General features: G+C 64.1%; 9 protein-coding genes and 2 pseudogenes. 9 read left to right on the forward strand and 2 right to left on the reverse strand.

Annotated features, from left to right (window positions below; genetic code table 11):
• The 9 genes and pseudogenes from AC0V7N_RS30955 to AC0V7N_RS30995 all read left to right on the forward strand — a co-directional run bounded on the left by AC0V7N_RS30955 (window position 1) and on the right by AC0V7N_RS30995 (window position 13,234).
• Window positions 1-729, forward strand: a complete 729-nt coding sequence (locus AC0V7N_RS30955) for a GltB/FmdC/FwdC-like GXGXG domain-containing protein (RefSeq protein ID WP_475451981.1) — start codon at window positions 1-3, stop codon at window positions 727-729.
• A 6-nt stretch (window positions 730-735) separates the two neighbouring features.
• Window positions 736-2,064 carry an FMN-binding glutamate synthase family protein gene (locus AC0V7N_RS30960; RefSeq protein ID WP_027034102.1) on the forward strand — a complete coding sequence of 443 codons (1,329 nt, stop codon included), beginning with the start codon at window positions 736-738 and terminating at the stop codon, window positions 2,062-2,064.
• 91 nt (window positions 2,065-2,155) lie between these two features.
• Window positions 2,156-3,463 (forward strand): type III glutamate--ammonia ligase, encoded by a 1,308-nt coding sequence (gene glnT, locus AC0V7N_RS30965; protein WP_258585068.1) that lies wholly within the window; start codon window positions 2,156-2,158, stop codon window positions 3,461-3,463.
• A gap of 36 nt (window positions 3,464-3,499) precedes the next feature.
• Window positions 3,500-4,753, forward strand: coding sequence for a sarcosine oxidase subunit beta family protein (locus tag AC0V7N_RS30970; RefSeq protein WP_475451984.1), 1,254 nt, complete (start codon window positions 3,500-3,502; stop codon window positions 4,751-4,753).
• Between the two features lie 10 nt (window positions 4,754-4,763).
• Window positions 4,764-5,039: a sarcosine oxidase subunit delta gene (locus tag AC0V7N_RS30975; protein ID WP_475451985.1), complete on the forward strand. Its 276-nt coding sequence runs from the start codon at window positions 4,764-4,766 to the stop codon at window positions 5,037-5,039.
• Window positions 5,039-8,019 (forward strand): annotated as a pseudogene (locus AC0V7N_RS30980) (sarcosine oxidase subunit alpha). Before AC0V7N_RS30975 ends, AC0V7N_RS30980 begins: the two are co-directional and overlap by 1 nt.
• On the forward strand, window positions 8,012-8,635 hold the full coding sequence (locus AC0V7N_RS30985) for a sarcosine oxidase subunit gamma (protein WP_475451987.1): 624 nt from the start codon (window positions 8,012-8,014) through the stop codon (window positions 8,633-8,635). The pseudogene AC0V7N_RS30980 and the gene AC0V7N_RS30985 overlap by 8 nt, the downstream one beginning before the upstream one ends.
• Before the next feature lie 264 nt (window positions 8,636-8,899).
• Window positions 8,900-11,270 (forward strand): annotated as a pseudogene (locus AC0V7N_RS30990) (trimethylamine N-oxide demethylase).
• A gap of 254 nt (window positions 11,271-11,524) precedes the next feature.
• Window positions 11,525-13,234, forward strand: coding sequence for a trimethylamine N-oxide permease (locus AC0V7N_RS30995; protein ID WP_475451990.1), 1,710 nt, complete (start codon window positions 11,525-11,527; stop codon window positions 13,232-13,234).
• 51 nt (window positions 13,235-13,285) lie between these two features.
• Here the strand turns inward: AC0V7N_RS30995 and AC0V7N_RS31000 are convergent, their stop codons facing one another.
• Both AC0V7N_RS31000 and AC0V7N_RS31005 read right to left on the reverse strand, forming a co-directional pair.
• Window positions 13,286-14,641: an NtaA/DmoA family FMN-dependent monooxygenase gene (locus AC0V7N_RS31000; protein WP_496627483.1), complete on the reverse strand. Its 1,356-nt coding sequence runs from the start codon at window positions 14,639-14,641 to the stop codon at window positions 13,286-13,288.
• Between the two features lie 189 nt (window positions 14,642-14,830).
• Complete coding sequence (locus AC0V7N_RS31005; RefSeq protein WP_496627484.1) at window positions 14,831-17,971, reverse strand: efflux RND transporter permease subunit; 3,141 nt, start codon at window positions 17,969-17,971, stop codon at window positions 14,831-14,833.
• Window positions 17,972-18,173 lie beyond the last annotated feature (202 nt).

An 18,173-nucleotide genomic window follows, 5' to 3' on the forward strand; every position in this document is an offset into this window, starting at 1 on the left:
ATGCCGGCAACCAAACTTTCAAAGGCGGCGCAGGACCACGCCTCCCGGGTCTTCGATCTCGATGTGTCGTCGCTGCGCGAGCTCAACCAGGCGCTGCACAATCTCACGCCCGGCTCGAATGAAACGGCATGGGAAGTGCTGCACCCGAAGGGCAGCCATTCGGTCGCCGTCGGCGTCGACCAGCCGGTCAGCATCGATGTGCGCGGCAGCGTCGGCTACTACTGCGGCGGCATGAATTCCGGCAGCATCATCACCGTGCACGGGTCGGCAGGCCCCGGCGTCGGCGAAAACATGATGTCGGGCTCGATCACGATCAAAGGCGATGCCAGCCAGTATGCTGGCGCCACCGGCAAGGGCGGCCTGCTGGTCATCGAAGGCAATGCCTCGTCGCGCTGCGGCATTTCGATGAAGGGCATCGACATCGTCGTGCACGGCAATATCGGCCACATGTCCGCCTTCATGGCGCAGTCCGGCAATCTGGTGGTGCTGGGCGATGCCGGCGATGCGCTGGGCGATTCCATCTACGAGGCGCGGCTGTTCGTGCGCGGCAAGGTCGACAGCCTGGGCGCCGACTGCATCGCCAAGGAGATGCGGCCCGAGCATCTGGAGTTGCTGCAGGGCCTGCTCGACCGTGCCGGCGTTACCGGCGTCAAGCCGTCGGAGTTCAAGCGCTACGGCTCGGCGCGCACGCTCTACAATTTCAATATCGACAACGCCGACGCGTATTGAGGCAGCATGACCTATCGCAACCCGCCGACGACGCCGCGCAAATCCGCGACCTTCGACGATTACACGCTTTCCGAAATCCGCCGCGCCGCGGCGACCGGCATCTATGATATCCGGGGCGCCGGGGCCAAGCGCAAGCTGCCGCATTTCGACGACCTGCTGTTCCTCGGCGCCTCGATCTCGCGCTATCCGCTCGAAGGCTATCGCGAGCGCTGCGACACCAGTGTGGTGCTGGGCTCCCGCCATGCCAAGAAGCCGATCGAGCTGAAGATCCCGATCACCATCGCCGGCATGAGCTTCGGCTCGCTGTCCGGTCCCGCCAAGGAAGCGCTCGGCCGCGGCGCGACGCTGTCGGGCACCTCGACCACGACGGGCGATGGCGGCATGACCGAGGAAGAGCGCGGCCATTCCAAGCAACTGGTCTATCAATATTTGCCCTCGCGCTATGGCATGAATTTGCGCGACCTGCGCCGCGCCGATGCGATCGAGGTGGTCGTGGGCCAAGGCGCCAAGCCCGGCGGCGGCGGCATGCTGCTTGGCCAGAAGATCTCCGACCGTGTCGCCGAGATGCGCACGCTGCCGAAGGGCATCGACCAGCGCTCGGCCTCGCGTCACCCCGACTGGACCGGCCCGGACGATCTCGAGATCAAGATCCTCGAATTGCGCGAAATCACCGACTGGGAAAAGCCGATCTACGTCAAGGTCGGCGGCGCCCGCCCCTACTATGACACCGCGCTTGCGGTGAAGGCCGGCGCCGATGTCGTCGTCGTCGACGGCATGCAGGGCGGCACGGCGGCGACACAGGAGGTGTTCATCGAGAATGTCGGCCAGCCGACGCTTGCCTGCATTAGGCCAGCGGTGCAGGCGCTGCAGGATCTCGGCATGCACCGCAAGGTACAGCTGATCATCTCGGGCGGCATCCGCAATGGCGCTGACGTCGCCAAGGCGCTGGCGCTCGGCGTCGATGCGGTCTCCATCGGCACGGCGGCGCTGGTCGCGCTTGGCGATAACGATCCCCGCTGGGAGGCGGAGTACAACGAGCTCGGCACCACGGCCGGCGCCTATGACGACTGGCATGAGGGCCGCGACCCCGCCGGCATCACCACGCAGGACCCCGAGCTTATGAAGCGGGTCGACCCGGTGGCGGCCGGGCGCCGGCTTGCCAACTACCTCAAGGTGATGACGCTGGAGGCGCAGACGATTGCCCGCGCCTGCGGCAAGAACAGCTTGCACAATCTCGAGCCCGAAGATCTCGTCGCGCTCACCATCGAAGCCGCCGCCATGGCCGGCGTGCCGCTGGCCGGCACCAACTGGATACCGGGGAAAAACGGCTTCTAGAGCATCATCCCGAAAGTGGAATCCGGTTTTCGGAAAAGGTCATGCTCAAGCGAAGAAACAGCATCCAAAATACCATAAGCGAGGAATTATAATGGGGAACGATCTCGCCGCATTCGCCAAAGAGAACGGCGTCAAATATTTCATGATTTCCTACACCGACCTGTTCGGTGGCCAGCGTGCCAAGCTGGTGCCGGCACAGGCGATATCAGACATGCAGAAGGACGGCGCCGGCTTTGCCGGTTTCGCCACCTGGCTCGACCTGACGCCGGCGCATCCCGACATGCTGGCGGTGCCGGATCCGGACTCGGTCATCCAGCTGCCATGGAAGAAAGAGGTAGCCTGGGTCGCCGCCAACTGCATCATGGACGACAAAGAGGTCGACCAGACGCCGCGCAACACGCTGAGGCGGCTGATCGCGGAGGCCGCCGGCGACGGCATGCATGTCAAGACCGGCGTCGAGGCCGAGTTCTTCCTGATCTCACCGGACGGCAGCGTCATCTCAGACCAGTACGACACGGCATCAAAGCCCTGCTATGACCAGCAGGCGGTGATGCGCCGCTATGACGTCATCGCCGAGATCTGCGACCACATGCTGGCGCTGGGATGGAGCCCCTACCAGAACGACCACGAGGACGCCAACGGCCAGTTCGAGATGAACTGGGCCTTCGACGACGCGCTGGCGACCGCCGACAAGCACTCCTTCTTCAAGTTCATGGTCAGGTCGGTCGCCGAAAAGCACGGCCTGCGTGCCACCTTCATGCCAAAGCCCTTCCAGGGCCTGACCGGCAATGGCTGCCATGCCCATATCTCGGTGTGGGACAAGGCTGGCAAGACCAACGTCTTTGCCGACAATTCGATGGAACTCGGCCTGTCGGCCAAGGGCAAGAATTTCCTCGGCGGCATCATGAAGCACGCCTCAGCCCTGGCCGCCATCACCAACCCGACGGTCAATTCCTACAAGCGCATCAACGCACCGCGCACGATCTCGGGCGCGACCTGGGCGCCGAACACGGTGACCTGGACCGGCAACAACCGCACCCACATGGTGCGCGTGCCCGGACCCGGCCGCTTCGAGCTGCGGCTGCCCGATGGTGCCGCCAACCCCTATCTGCTGCAGGCGGTGATCATTGCCGCTGGTCTGGACGGCATCCGCTCCAAGGCCGATCCCGGCAAGCGCTACGACATCGACATGTACCAGCACGGGCACACGGTGAAGGGCGCGCCAAAACTGCCGCTCAACCTGCTCGACGCGCTGCGCGAGTTCGACAAGGACAAATCGCTCAAGGCGGCGCTGGGTGAGGAATTCTCGTCGGCTTATCTAAAGCTGAAGCACCAGGAATGGAATTCCTATGCTTCGCACTTCACGCAATGGGAGCGCGACCACACGCTGGATATCTGATGTCCGGTTTGGGGCGAGCGACCTCGGAATGAACTGATGAAATACTCGATCTTCTCGCTCGCCCGTGCCGCCTTGTCCGGCCACAAGAACTGGCAGCGCACCTGGCGCGACGCCACGCCGAAGGATCGCTACGACGTGGTGATCATCGGCGGTGGCGGCCATGGCCTGGCCACCGCCTGGTTCCTCGCCAGCGAATACGGCATCAGGAATGTCGCCGTGCTGGAAAAAGGCTGGATCGGCTCCGGCAATGCCGGCCGCAACACCACCATCATCCGCTCCAATTACGGCCTGCCCGGCAATACCGGCTTCTACGAATTGTCGATGAAGCTGTGGGAGCGGATGGAGCAGGACCTCAACTACAATTCGATGGTCAGCCAGCGCGGCGTCATCAACCTCTATCATTCCGATGCACAGCGCGACGCCTATGCGCGGCGCGGCAACACGATGCGCATCAACGGCATCGACGCCGAATTGTTGGACCTCGCCGCGGTCAAGAAGATGATCCCGTTCCTGAACTACGACAATGCGCGCTTTCCGGTGCAAGGCGGATTGCTGCAACGGCGCGGCGGCACCGCACGGCACGATGCCGTGGTCTGGGGCTATGCGCATGCGGCGAGCGGGCTCGGCGTCGACATCATCCAGAATTGCGAAGTGACCGGCTTCGTCAGGGATGCCAATGGCAAGGTGACCGGTGTCGAGACGTCGCGTGGCAAGATCGGCGCCGGCAAAGTCGGCATGGCGGTGGCCGGTTCTTCCTCGCGCGTCGCGGCAATGGCGGGCTTGCGCCTGCCGATCGAAAGCCATGTTTTGCAGGCCTTTGTGTCGGAAGCGATCAAGCCGCTGATCCCCGGAGTCATGACCTTTGGCGCCGGCCATTTCTACGTCAGCCAGTCCGACAAGGGCGGACTGGTCTTCGGCGGCGACATTGACGGCTACAATTCCTACGCCCAGCGCGGCAACATGCCTGTGATGGAGGATGTCTGCGAGGGCGGCATGGCGCTGATGCCGATGATCGGCCGCGTGCGGCTTTTGCGTCAGTGGGGCGGCATCATGGACATGTCGATGGACGGTTCGCCGATCATCGACAAGAGCCCGGTCGACGGGCTCTATCTCAACGCCGGCTGGTGCTATGGCGGCTTCAAGGCGACTCCGGGATCGGGCTTTGTCTTTGCGCATCTCTTAGCCCGCGATGAATCCCATCAAGAAGCTGCAAGGTTCCGCCTCGACCGCTTCCCGACTGGTGCCATGATCGACGAAAAGGGCCAGGGCGCCCAACCGAACCTGCACTGAGGACGGTCACATGCGTATTGTCTGTCCCTTCTGCGGCGAACGCGAACTCGGCGAGTTCACCTATCTCGGCGACGCCAAGCCGGTGCGACCGACGGCTGGCGCTTCGGAAGATGAGGTCTTCGACTACGTCTATCTGCGCGACAATATCGCCGGCGTGATGAGCGAGAACTGGTACCATGGCGGCGGTTGCCGGGCCTGGTTGACGGTCACCCGCAACACGCTGACACATGAGATTTCCGCTGTCGAACCGGCAGCGGGCGCCGGTGCCGCGAAGGTTGGCGCGTGATGGCCGGCGCACAGACAAACCGGCTGGACAGCGGCGGCCTCATCGACCGCTCGGCGTCGCTGAATTTCCGTTTCGACGGCAAGAACTTTTCCGGTTTCCAGGGCGACACGCTGGCGTCCGCGCTCGTTGCTAATGGCGTCAAGCTGGTCGGCCGCTCGTTCAAATACCACCGCCCGCGCGGCATCCTGACAGCAGGCTCGGAAGAACCCAACGCGCTGGTCGAACTGCGCACCGGCGCCCGGCGCGAGCCGAACACCAAGGCGACGACGGCAGAGCTTTATGAAGGCCTCGAGGCCGCCAGCCAGAACCGTTGGCCGTCGCTGCGCCACGATGTGATGTCGGTCAACCAGCTGTTCGCGCCGATCTTCGTCGCCGGCTTCTACTACAAGACCTTCATGTGGCCGGCGAAATTCTGGGAAGCGATCTACGAGCCGGCGATCCGCCGCGCCGCTGGCCTTGGCCGCGCCGCGGGTGTTGCCGATCCCGACCACTACGACAAGGCCTGGGCGCATTGCGATGTGCTGATCGCCGGCTCCGGTCCGGCCGGTCTGGCAGCGGCACTCGCTGCCGGCCGCAGCGGCGCTCGCGTCATATTGTGCGAGGAAGATTTCACGCTTGGCGGCCGCCTGCTGTCGGATGGCGGCATGATCGATGGCCTGCCCGCGGCCGAATGGCTGTCGCGGACACTGACCGAGGTGGCGGCAATGCCCGATGTCCGCATCATGACCCGCACGACGCTGTTCGGCGTCTATGACGGTGGCACCTATGGCGCGCTGGAGCGGGTCAGCGACCACCTGCCCTCGCCGCCCGAGCACCAGGTGCGCCAGCGGCTGTGGCGGATCGTGGCGAAGCGCAGCATAGTCGCTGCCGGCGCCATCGAACGGCCGATCGTTTTTGCCGGCAACGACACGCCCGGCGTGATGATGGCATCCGCGATGCGGACCTATGTCAGGCGCTACGCCGCCACGCCTGCAAAACGCGTCGCGCTGTTCACCAACAATGAGGATGGCTGGCGCACGGTCGAGACCGCACTCGGCGCCGGGCTGCAGATCGCTGCGGTGATCGACGCGCGGCCCGATGTATCGCCGGCCCATCGTTCGCTGGCCTCCAAGAACGGCTTCACCGTGCTGCATGGCGCGGTCAGCGGTGTCGACGGCGGCAAGGACGGCGTGCGCAAGATTTCGGTGTCGCTCACCGGCGGCGCCCGCGCAGAGGTCGAGGCTGATGGCATCGCCGTCTCCGGTGGCTGGAACCCGACGGTCGGGCTGACCTCCTACCATCGCGGCCGGCCGAAATGGCGCGACGACATTTCGGCTTTCGTGCCCGACGGCGCGCCTCCCGGCATGGTCGCCGCCGGTGCCGCCAACGGTGCCTTCGGCCTTGGCGCCTGCCTGGCTGAAGGGTTCGCCGCAGGTGCAGCAGCGGCGCATGATGCCGGGCGTGCCGGCAAGACCGGCTCAGCACCAATCGCCGACGACGAAGCCTTTTCGTTGACGCCGCTCTGGCACGTCGCCGGCAAGGGCAAGGCCTTTGTCGACTACCAGCACGATGTCACTGCCTCCGACATCGAACTTGCGCAGCGCGAAGGTTTTGAATCGGTCGAGCATCTGAAGCGCTACACGACGCTCGGCATGGCGACCGACCAGGGCAAGACATCCAATGTCGCCGGCCTCGCCATCATGGCGGCGGTTAGCGGCCGCTCCATTCCCGAGACCGGCACGACGATCTACCGGCCGCCTTATGTGCCCGTCGCCATCGGCGCCTTCGCCGGCCATCACCGCGACGAGACTTTCCATGCGACCAGGCTGACGCCGCCGCATCACTGGGCCGCCGAACAGGCGCCATCTTCGTCGACACCGGGCTTTGGAAGCGCGCGCAGTGGTATCCGCGCGCCGGAGAGAAGGACTGGCTGGAATCGGTGACGCGCGAGGTCAAGGCGGTGCGCTCAGGCGTCGGCTTCTGCGATGTCTCGACGCTTGGCAAGATCGACGTGCATGGCCCGGATGCCGGCGCCTTCCTCGACCGCGTCTACATCAACACCTTCTCCAATCTCGCCGTGGGAAAAGCCCGTTACGGGCTGATGCTGCGCGAGGACGGCATCGTCTATGACGACGGCACGACGTCACGGCTGGCCGAGGACCACTATTTCCTCACCACCACCACCGCCAAGGCCGGGCTGGTGATGCAGCATCTCGAATTCTGCCGGCAGGTGCTGTTCAGCGAATTCGACGTGCAACTGACCTCAGTCTCCGACCAATGGGCGCAGTTTTCCATCGCAGGCCCGAAGACACGTGATCTGCTTCGGGAAATTGTTGACCCTGCCGAAGACCTTTCCAATGAGGGTTTTCCGTTCATGGGCGCCCGGGAAGTCGCTTTGCGCGGCGGCATCAAGGCGCGGCTGTTCCGCATCTCCTTCTCCGGCGAAATGGCGTTCGAGATTTCGGTGTCGGCGCGCTACGGCGAGGCGATGGCGCGCAACCTGATGCTGGCCGGCAAACAATTCGGCGTCACGCCTTACGGCACCGAGGCGCTTGGCGTCATGCGCATCGAGAAGGGTCACATCGCCGGACCGGAACTGAGCGGCACGACGACGGCCGCCGATCTTGGCCTTGGCAAGATGATGTCGACCAAGAAAGACTATATCGGCCGCGTCATGGCCGGGCGCGAGGCGCTGGTGGCGCCTGACCGGCAGGTCGTGGTCGGGATCAAACCGGTCGATAAGGCGCGCCGCCTGCGCTCCGGGGCGCACATCATTCCGAAAGGGCAGACACCCGGACCGGACAACGACCAGGGCTATGTCACCTCTGTCTGCTTCTCGCCGACATCAGACCAGTGGATCGGGCTGGCGCTCGTCGAGCGCGGCCGCGAACGCATCGGCGAGATCGTCCATGCACATGATCCGATACGCGCCGAAGACTATGACGTCGAACTCTGCAATCCCGTCTTCTACGATCCGGATGGAGGGCGCCAGCGTGGCTGAGTTTTCCTGGAATGTCCGCAGCCCGCTCGATCGCGCACTCGTTGCCGGACCGCACGGCGCGCGTGGCGACGCCGGCGTTACATTGACCGAGATCCGCAATTTCGACCTCATCCAGGTGATGGCGAGGCGCGGCAAGGCGGCTGACATGGCCGAGACCGCGAAGGCACGCTTCGGTGCTGCGGCTCCGGAAGCACCGAAGGCGGTGAAGACCGCGGATGCCACGCTGATCTGGTCGGGACCGGATCAGTTTTTCGTGCTGTCGAAGGGCGGCAAGCACGGAATTGGCGCGCTCGGCCAAACGTTCGCGCAATCGGCGTCGCTGTCCGACCAATCGCATGCGCGAGTGCTGATCAGCATCTCCGGCGCCAAGGCGCGGACGATACTGGCCAAGCTGTCGTCGATCGATCTGCACGCCGATGTATTCGCGATTGGCGCGGCTGCCGCGACCTCGATGGATCACACCAGCGTCACGCTCTGGCGGGGCAATGATCGAGATGGATTGGCCGTGTTCAACGTTCTGGTCTTCGCGACTTTTGCCGAGAGCCTGTGGCACATGATGCTGGACTCGGCTGCGGAGTATGGCGTGGCGATCGCGCATTCGGAGGAACTGGCGTAGCGCTTGTGCGCCCTTCCTTCTCCCCTTGTGGGAGAAGGTGGCCTCGCGAAGCGAGGTCGGATGAGGGGTGCTCCAGCTTGGCAAAGACGGCGATCCGGCACGCACCCCTCATCCGTCTCGGCGCTGCGCGCCGATCCACCTTCTCCCACAAGGGGAGAAGGAAGAAAGGGCAGCCCGCCTTGCCAAACGCGATCCCCCTGCTATTCTTGCTGCTAAAATAATTTCACACACAGGCAAACTTGTTTCTCGAACCGCAAGGCTGAGATGAGCCAGTCGCCCTACCCCACAGTCGCAGCCGGACCGCCGCGCCCGAGCCTCATCCTGAGGCCCGGCCAGATCGCGCTGCCGCCGGGCATGGAGCGGTATACGATCCAGGGCAATGGTGCGGTGCTGATCGAAGTCGAGGCCGGCGACACACTCACCGTGCGCAATGTCGAGGGCGGCCAGGCTTGCGAGTTGCTGGCCTGGGACAGCAACGGCGCCACCGACCCCGGCATCTTCGGCGAAAAGCCCAACAGCAATGCCGCCGGCATCAAGGCGCTGCTCGCCGAGGGCGACGACAGTATCGGCGCGTTGCGGCGCGGCATCGCACGCCGTCAGGTGCAGCTCGATCAGGCCAAGGCTGTGCGCGTGTTCGGCGCCACCACGCCTGCCGGTACGGAACAAGCATTCACGGTCACGCGTGACGGCTCAATGGTCATCGCCGCGCCCGGCGGGCCGATGCTGGTCGATGGCCACGACACAGCAACGCCGCTCACCGCCATCGTGCGCCGCGCCATGATCCGCCTGAAAACAAAATCGCAGCTTGCCGATCCGCTCGCCGATCCTGTGCTCGACCTGCGCGTCCACTCGGCGACGGCCGAATCCTATTTCGTCAAGGCCGGCGACTATCTGCAGATCATCGACGTCGATGGGCGCCAGTGCACCGACTTCCAATGCTTTTCGGCGCGCAAGCTGGACAAGGGCCTCGACCATCCGCTCGACGTGACCACGACGCGCACGCTGATGGGCGCCAGCTATCCGATGCCCGGCCTGCATTCGAAATATTACGACCAGGACATGGAGCCGCTGGTCGAGGTGGTGCAGGACACATGCGGCCGGCACGACGCCTTCGCGCTCGCCTGTGCCGCCAAATATTACGACGACATCGGCTATCCCGGCCACACCAACTGCTCGGAGAATTTCAACGGCGCACTGGCCGGCAAGGGCGTCAATCCCCGCGCCGGCTGGATGGCGATCAATTTCTTCTTCAACACGGCGATCGACGCGCATGGCGTGATGGTCTCCGACGAGCCGTGGTCACGCGCCGGCGACTATGTGCTGCTCAGGGCGCTGACCGACATCGTCTGCGTCTCCTCCGCCTGCCCCGACGACACGACACCGGCCAATGGCTGGGACCTGACCGACATCCATGTGCGGACCTATTCCGGCCAGCACAAATTCTCGCGAGCGATCGCCAGACGCATGACGCCCGATTCGGAACCGAAAATGACCCGCGAGACCGCCTTTCATTCGAGCTTTGCCAAGCACACCCGCAACTTCTCGGAGTACAGGGGCTACTGGCTGGCCAATTCCTTCGCCAAGCAAGGACCCATCGACGAATACTGGGCCTGCCGGCAGGACGCCGTGATCATGGACCTGTCGCCGCTGCGCAAGTTCGAGGTCACCGGCCCGGGATTCCGAAGCGCTGCTGCAATACACGCTGACCCGCGACGTGAAGAAACTCGGCGTCGGCCAGGTCGTCTACTCCGCCATGTGCTACGAGCATGGCGGCATGATCGACGATGGCACGCTGCTGCGGCTCGGCAAGGATAATTTCCGCTGGGTCGGCGGCGATGATCTGTCCGGCGAATGGCTGCGCGAAACGGCGAAGAAACTCGGTCTCAATGTGCTGGTGCGCTCATCGACCGACCAGATGCACAATGTCGCCGTGCAGGGGCCGAAGAGCCGCGACATCCTGCGAGAAGTGATCTGGACTTCGCCATTGCAGCCGTCGATCGACGAGCTCGAATGGTTCCGCTTCGCCGTTGCCCGGATCGGTGGCGGCAATGGCATTCCGGTCGTCGTCTCGCGCACCGGCTACACCGGCGAGCTCGGCTACGAGATCTGGTGTCATCCGCGCGACGCCGAGAAAGTGTTCGACGCCATCTGGGAGGCCGGGCAGCCGCATGGGCTGAAGCCGATGGGGCTGCAGGCGCTCGACATGGTGCGCATCGAGGCCGGACTGATCTTCGCCGGTTACGAATTTTCCGACCAGACCGACCCGTTCGAGGCGGGCATTGGCTTCACCGTGCCCTTGAAGACCAAGACCGACGATTTCATCGGCCGCGAGGCGCTGATCCGGCGCAAGGAGAGCCCGCAGAACAAGCTGGTCGGGCTCGACATCGACAGCAATGTCGCGGTCGGCCATGGCGACTGCGTCCATGTCGGCCGCGCCCAGATCGGCGTCGTTACATCAGGCATGCGTTCGCCGGTGCTGAACAAGAACATCGCGCTGGCACGGCTCGACGTCACCCATGCGGCCATCGGCACCGAGGTCGAGATCGGCAAGCTCGACGGCCATGCCAAACGGCTGCCGGCGCGAGTCGTCGCCTTCGCCCATTACGATCCGCAGAAGATCAGACCGCGCTCCTGACTGCTGCCTTCCAGACAGGCAAGACCGCGCGCCAGCAGCGCCGCGAGGCGTATTCTTGCGTGCGCGCGCAAGCGTGATGTGCACGGTCTCACAAAACGCTTGACGTGAAAGCGCGCCGGATCAATCTTCACTCTTAAGAAAAAAATACGACTGAGTGGAAACACCGGAGTCGTGAGGTGATAGTGCCGGGGAGCAAGCTTCGCAAAGCCGAGGCATCGCCGGCGGGGAACACTGGAAAAGGGGAAGTCACTGACATGAGCACCATAAGCACGGCCCTCGAGCAGCCTGCCGAAAGCAAGCTGCTCAGGCATATCGACTGGCGCGGCGCCTTCTGGGTGGCGAGCGGCGTTCCGGCGCTGGTTCTGTTTTCGATCGGCGGCATCGCCGGCACGACGGGAACGCTGGCCTTCCTGATCTGGACGGTGTCCATGATCATGGGCTTCCTGCAATCCTTCACTTATGCCGAGATCGCCGGCCTGTTCCCGAACAAATCCGGCGGCGCCTCGATCTACGGCGCCACGGCCTGGCTGCGCTACTCCAAGTTCATCGCGCCGCTGTCGGTGTGGTGCAACTGGTTCGCCTGGTCGCCTGTGCTGTCGCTCGGCTGTTCGATCGCCGCCGCCTATATCCTCAACGCGCTGGCGCCGGTGCCGCTGTTCACCGAGACCTCGGCCGATGTCGTCGCCTATATCGCGGCGCATGCCGGAACGGCGCCCGCCGACGCCATCACCGCGGTGACCGCGGCCGCAACGCCAGCCATCCGTAACTGGACGCTGTACAGCCACACGCTGGGTCCGGTCTCCTTCACCTTCAATGCGACATTCTTCATCGGCGCGGTGCTGATGCTGATCATCTTCTCGATCCAGCATCGCGGCATCCTCGGCACCGCCAACGTGCAGAAGTACATCGGCCTGCTGGTCATCATCCCGATGCTGATCGTCGGCGTCGTGCCGATCGTCACCGGGCAGATCAACTGGGCCAATTTCTCGCCGCTGGTGCCGCTGGCCACCGCCTACGCGCCCGAGCCGGGCGCCTGGAACATCGCCGGCTGGACGCTGGTGCTTGGCGGCATGTTCATCGCCGCCTGGTCGACCTACGGCTTTGAAACCGCCGTCTGCTACACATCCGAGTTCAAGAACCCGGGCACCGACACCTTCAAGGCCATTTTCTATTCCGGCCTGCTCTGCATGCTCTTGTTCATCCTGGTGCCCTTCACCTTCCAGGGCGTGCTCGGCCTGAACGGCATGCTGGCGACACCGATCGTCGACGGCTCCGGCGTTGCAGACGCTCTGGCCGGCATGGTCGGTGGGGGCGCGCTGATCCACAGCCTTCTGGTGATGCTGATGATCCTGGCGCTGGTGCTGTGCATCATGACCGCCATGGCCGGTTCCTCACGCACGCTCTATCAGGGTTCCGTGGATGGCTGGCTGCCGCGCTATCTCAGCCACGTCAACGAGCATGGCGCTCCGACGCGGGCGATGTGGACCGATCTCGTCTTCAACCTGATCGTGCTGGCGATCGCCTCGGCCGACGCGACGAGCTTCTTCTTCATCCTCGCCGTGTCGAACTGCGGCTACATCATCTTCAACTTCCTCAACCTCAATGCCGGCTGGATCCACCGCATCGACAACGGCCATATCGCGCGGCCATGGAAGGCGCCGAGTTGGCTCTTGGGCATCGGGGCGATCTTCGCCTATGTCAATGCGATCTTCATGGGCGCCGGCGCCAAGGTGTGGAACCCGATGGCGCTGTGGGCCGGACTGATCACCGCGGCGCTGATCATCCCGGTGTTCTGCTTCCGCCACTACATCCAGGACAAGGGCAAGTTCCCCGACCACATGCTGGCCGATCTCGGCATGACGGGAGCCGACCTCGCGGTCAAGAAAGCGGGAATGCTGCCCTATTTGACGCTGATCGCCGGCGTTGCCGTGATGCTGCTCGCCAACTGGTTCTTCGTCATCTGACGACTAAGAGCAAAAGAAATGGGCGCGCCTCGGCGCGCCCGATCTTTTTCTTCAGCCAGCCTTGCGGACCGCCACTTTCGGGTCTTCGAAGAACCGGTTGGCCGGCCGCTTCAGGCCGAGATTCTCGCGCAGCGTCGATCCCTCATACTGCCGCCTGAAGATGCCGCGCCGCTGCAGCTCGGGCACCACCTTCTCGACGAAATCGTCGAGCCCGGCGGGCAGATAGGGAAACATGATGTTGAAGCCGTCGGATCCCTCAGTGACCAGCCATTCCTCCATCTCGTCGGCAATGGTTTGCGGCGTGCCGACGAAGGCGAGGCCGGAATAGCCGCCCAGCCTCTGTGCAAGCTGGCGCACCGTCAGATTTTCGTTCCGCGCCAATTCAATGACGCGCTCGCGGCTGCTCTTCGAGGCATTGGTCTCAGGTATCTCAGGCAAGGCGGCATCGGGATCAAAGGCCGATGCGTCATGTCCAAGCGCGATCGACAGCGAGGCAATACCGCTCTCGTAATAGACCAGGCTGTCGAGCTTCGCCCGCTTGGCCCGCGCTTCCTCGACGCTGTCGCCGACGATGACGAAGGCACCAGGCAGGATCTTGATATCGTCGCGCGAGCGGCCGAGTTTTTGCGCCCGGCCTTTGACGTCGGCAAAGAAGCGCTGCCCGGCGGCAAGATCACCATGGGCAGCGAAAATCACCTCGGCCGTCTCGGCGGCCAGTTGCCGCCCCGCCTCCGAGGCACCAGCCTGGACGATAACCGGCCAGCCCTGCACGGGGCGCGCGATGTTGAGCGGCCCGCGCACGGAGAGGTGCTCGCCCTTGTGATCCAGCACATGCAGTTTGGCCGGATCGAAATAGAGCCCGCTTTCGGCGTCGCGGATGATGGCATCGTCGGCAAAACTGTCCCACAGGCCGGTCACGACATCGTAGAATTCCCGCGCCCGGTGGTAGCGCTCGTCATGCTCGACATGCTCGTCCAGCCCGAAATTGAGCGCCGCATCAGGATTGGACGTGGTGACGATGTTCCAGCCGGCACGGCCGCCGCTGATATGGTCGAGCGACGCGAAGCGGCGGGCGATGTGATAGGGCGCGTCGAAGGTCGTCGATGCGGTGGCGACCAAGCCGATATGATCGGTAACGGCGGCCAGCGCCGACAGCAGCGTGAACGGCTCGAACGAGGTCACCGTGTGGCTGCGCCGCAGCGCCTCGATCGGCATGTTGAGCACGGCCAGATGATCGGCCATGAAGAAAGCGTCGAACTTCGCCGCCTCCAGCGTCTGCGCGAAGCGCTTCAGATGCGCGAAGTTGAAATTGGCGTCGGGATAGGCGCCGGGATAGCGCCAGGCGCCGGTGTGCAGGCTGACGGGGCGCATGAAGGCGCCGAGCCGCAATTGCCGTTTTTCTGTCATGGGAAGACACCCTGATGAGGACGAGCGTTACCGCTCCAGTGTAGCGCAGGATGGGACCGCCTTGCGGTCCTGGGAAGGAATTCTGTTTTGCAGAATCCGCTCCGGGGAGCATTTTCATCGGCGTGACGGACCAACCGTCACACGGCATCATCCGCCATCACAGACGGCGGATGATGCGATAGAACCGCTCTATTCCGCGGCCAAGGCTAGTTGCGGCCGCTCGGCGGGCAGTTCCGGCTCGGGCGCCTGCTCACTGTTCACCACCTTCTTGGGCTCACGGCCGAAGAACAGGGCGTAGCCTGCCGGCAGCACGAGAATGGTCAGCACGGTGGCAACCATGATGCCGCCCATCATGGCATAGGCGAGCGGCCCCCAGAACACGGCGCGCGAGATCGGGATCAGCGCCAGCACCGCCGTCATCGCTGTCAGCACGATCGGCCGGAAACGCCGCACGGCCGAGCCGATGATGGCCTCGGAGCGTTCCATGCCTCTGGCGATGTCCTGGTCGATCTGGTCGACCAGGATGATCGAGTTGCGCATGATGATGCCGAGCAGCGCGATCACGCCGAGGATGGCGACGAAGCCGAACGGCGCGCCGCTGATCAGCAATGCCGCGGCAGCGCCGATGATGCCGAGCGGACCTGTCGCCAGCACCAGCATCGCCTTGCCGAAGTTCTGCAGCTGGATCATCAGCAGCACGACGATGATGGCCAGCATGATCGGCGCCTTGGCGGCGATGGACGCCTGGCTTTCGGCCGAATCCTCGGCACCGCCCTGGATCTCGATCTTGTAGCCGGGCGCCAGGCCGTCGCGCAGGCCCTGCATGTCCTTGTACATCTTGGTGACGACGTCGTTGGACTGCACGCCATCAGGCAGCGTGGCGCGCACGCTGATGGTCGGCAGGCGGTCACGGCGCCACTCGATGCCTTGATCGAGCACCGGCACCACCTTGGCCACCTGCGACAGCGGCACGAAGCCACCGAAATCGGTCGGGATATAGACCGAGTCGACCGAGGACAGCAGGCTGCGGCTGGCATCCGGCTCACGAGCGACGATCGAGACCGTCTCCTCGCCGTCGCGGAAGTTGTCGAGCGGCGCGCCGGACATCGATGCCTGCAGCATCTGGCGGATGCGCTGCGAGGTGACGCCGAGCGCGCGGGCACGATCCTGATCGATGACCAGCTTCATTGCCGGGACGGGTTCGAGCCAGTCGTCATGGACCGCGCCAAGCAGCGGATCCTCGCGGAACTTCGCCTTCACCTGGTCGGCGATGCGGCGCACCTCCTGGCGATCCGGACCCATGACGCGCATCTGCACCGGCCAGCCGGTCGGCGGGCCGAGGAACAGGCGGTCGACCTTGCCGCGGATCGAGGGGAAGTCCTCGGCCAGAACGGTGCGCAGCTTGACGATCAGCCGCTCGCGCGCCGGCTCGTCATTGGCCATCACCAGCATCTGGGCGAAGTTCGGGTTGGCGAGCTGCTGGTCGAGCGGCAGGAAGAAACGGGGGGCGCCTTCGCCGATATAGGTGGCGATGAAGCGCTTGTCCTTGTCGTCCATCATCTTGGCTTCAAGCGCCTTGGCCTGCGTCTCGACCTCCTTGATGCTGGTGCCTTCCGGCAGCCAGAGATCGACGAGGATTTCCGGCCGTGACGATTGCGGGAAGAAGTTCTGCGGGATGAACTGGAACGCCCACAGGCTGGTACCGAAGGTCACCAGCGTCATCACCAGAACGATGATGCGATGGCGCACCGCCCAGCCGACGGTCGAACGAAGCCGGCGGTAGAAGCGCGTATCGAAGGCATCGTGATGGCTGCCGGCATGCTTGCGCTGCTTGAGGATCATGTTGCCGAGCCATGGCGTGAAATAGACCGCGACGAACCACGACACGATCAGCGCGATGCCGACGACATAGAACAGGGTGCGCACATATTCGCCGGCTGTGGAGGCGGCAAAGCCGACCGGGATGAAGCCGGCGGTGGTGATCAGCGTGCCGGTCAGCATCGGGAAAGCGGTCGATGTATAGGCGAAGCTCGCGGCCTCGATCTTGACCAGCCCCTCCTCCAGCTTTCGCTCCATCATCTCGACGACGATCATGGCGTCGTCGACGAGCAGGCCGAGCGCGATGATCAGGGCGCCGAGCGAAATGCGCTGCAGGTCGATGCCGAGCTCGTACATGATGGCGAAGGTGGCTGCCAGAACCAGCGGAATGGCTATGGCGATGACCAGGCCCGAGCGCCAGCCGATCGACAGGAACGAAACGACGAGCACGATGAGCAGCGCTTCGCCGAGCGCGTGCATGAATTCGGCCACCGCATCGGTGACGACGCCGGGCTGGTCGGAAATCTGGTCGACCGACACGCCATAGGGCAACGCCTCCTCGAAGCGCTTGTAGGTCGCCTCGACGTCCTTGCCGACATCGGTGACTTTAAAACCCTTGGCCATGACGACGCCGAGTTGCACGCTGTCATGACCGTTGAAACGGTATTTGCGCTGGAAGGGATCTTCGAGCCCCGATGTCACCGCGGCTATGTCGCCGAGCCGGGTGACCTGTCCGCCGGCGCGCAGGCGCAGTTCCCTGATGTCGGCGGCCTTGGTGACGTCGCCTTCGACGGAGATGCGCACCGAATTGACGCCGGTGTCGACGGACCCGGCCGGATCGACATTGTTCTGGCCCTTGATCGCGTTCTGCAGGTCGGTCAGCGTCAGGCCGCGCTCGGCGAGCGCCTTGGACGAGACGTCGATATAGAGCTTTTCCGGCTGGTCGCCGATGATGACGGCCTTCTCGACGCCGGGCGTCGTCAAAAGCATGTCGCGCGCCTGGATGGCGAACTTCTTCAGCTCTGGATAGGAGAAGCCGTCGCCGCTGATCGAATGCAGCGTGATGAAGGTGTCGCCGAACTCGTCGTTGAAATAGGGGCCGAGCAGGCCTTGCGGCAGGTCACCTGATATGTCGCCGACCTTCTTGCGCACCTGATAGAAGGCGTCCGTCACCTCTGCGGCATTGGTGTCGCCCTTGATCTGCACGGTGATGATGGCACTGCCGGCGCGGGTGAAGGAGCGCACGAAGTCGAGATGCGGCGTTTCCTGCAGCTTGCGCTCGATCTTGTTGACGACCTGGTCTTCCATCTCCTTGATCGAGGAGCCCGGCCAGATCGCCTGCACGACCATGACCCGGAAGGTGAAGTCGGGGTCTTCCTTCTGGCCCATGCGCATCAGGCCGAGCGCACCGGCGATGATGATCAGCCCGAACAGGAAGCGCGCGATGGAGGGGTGGCCGATCGCCCAGCGCGACAGATTGAAAGGCCGCTTTTCTTCAGTGGAGGTCGTCATTGGTGCTGGTCCACTTTGCTTGGTTGCCGGCGCCTGGTGCTTCGAAGAAGCGCGGCGCGCGAAACGAAATCGTCTGCGTTCGATCTGGCTTCCGGGCGGCGAGGCCTTCCAAGTGGAGAGACACTCATCGCGGTGGGACGCTAGGATCGATGCGGGGGGACATCGGCCTTGACGTCTCGACCTTCGGGCGCACGCCGCCCGG

The sequence above is a fragment of the Mesorhizobium kamtschaticum genome (assembly GCF_056174585.1).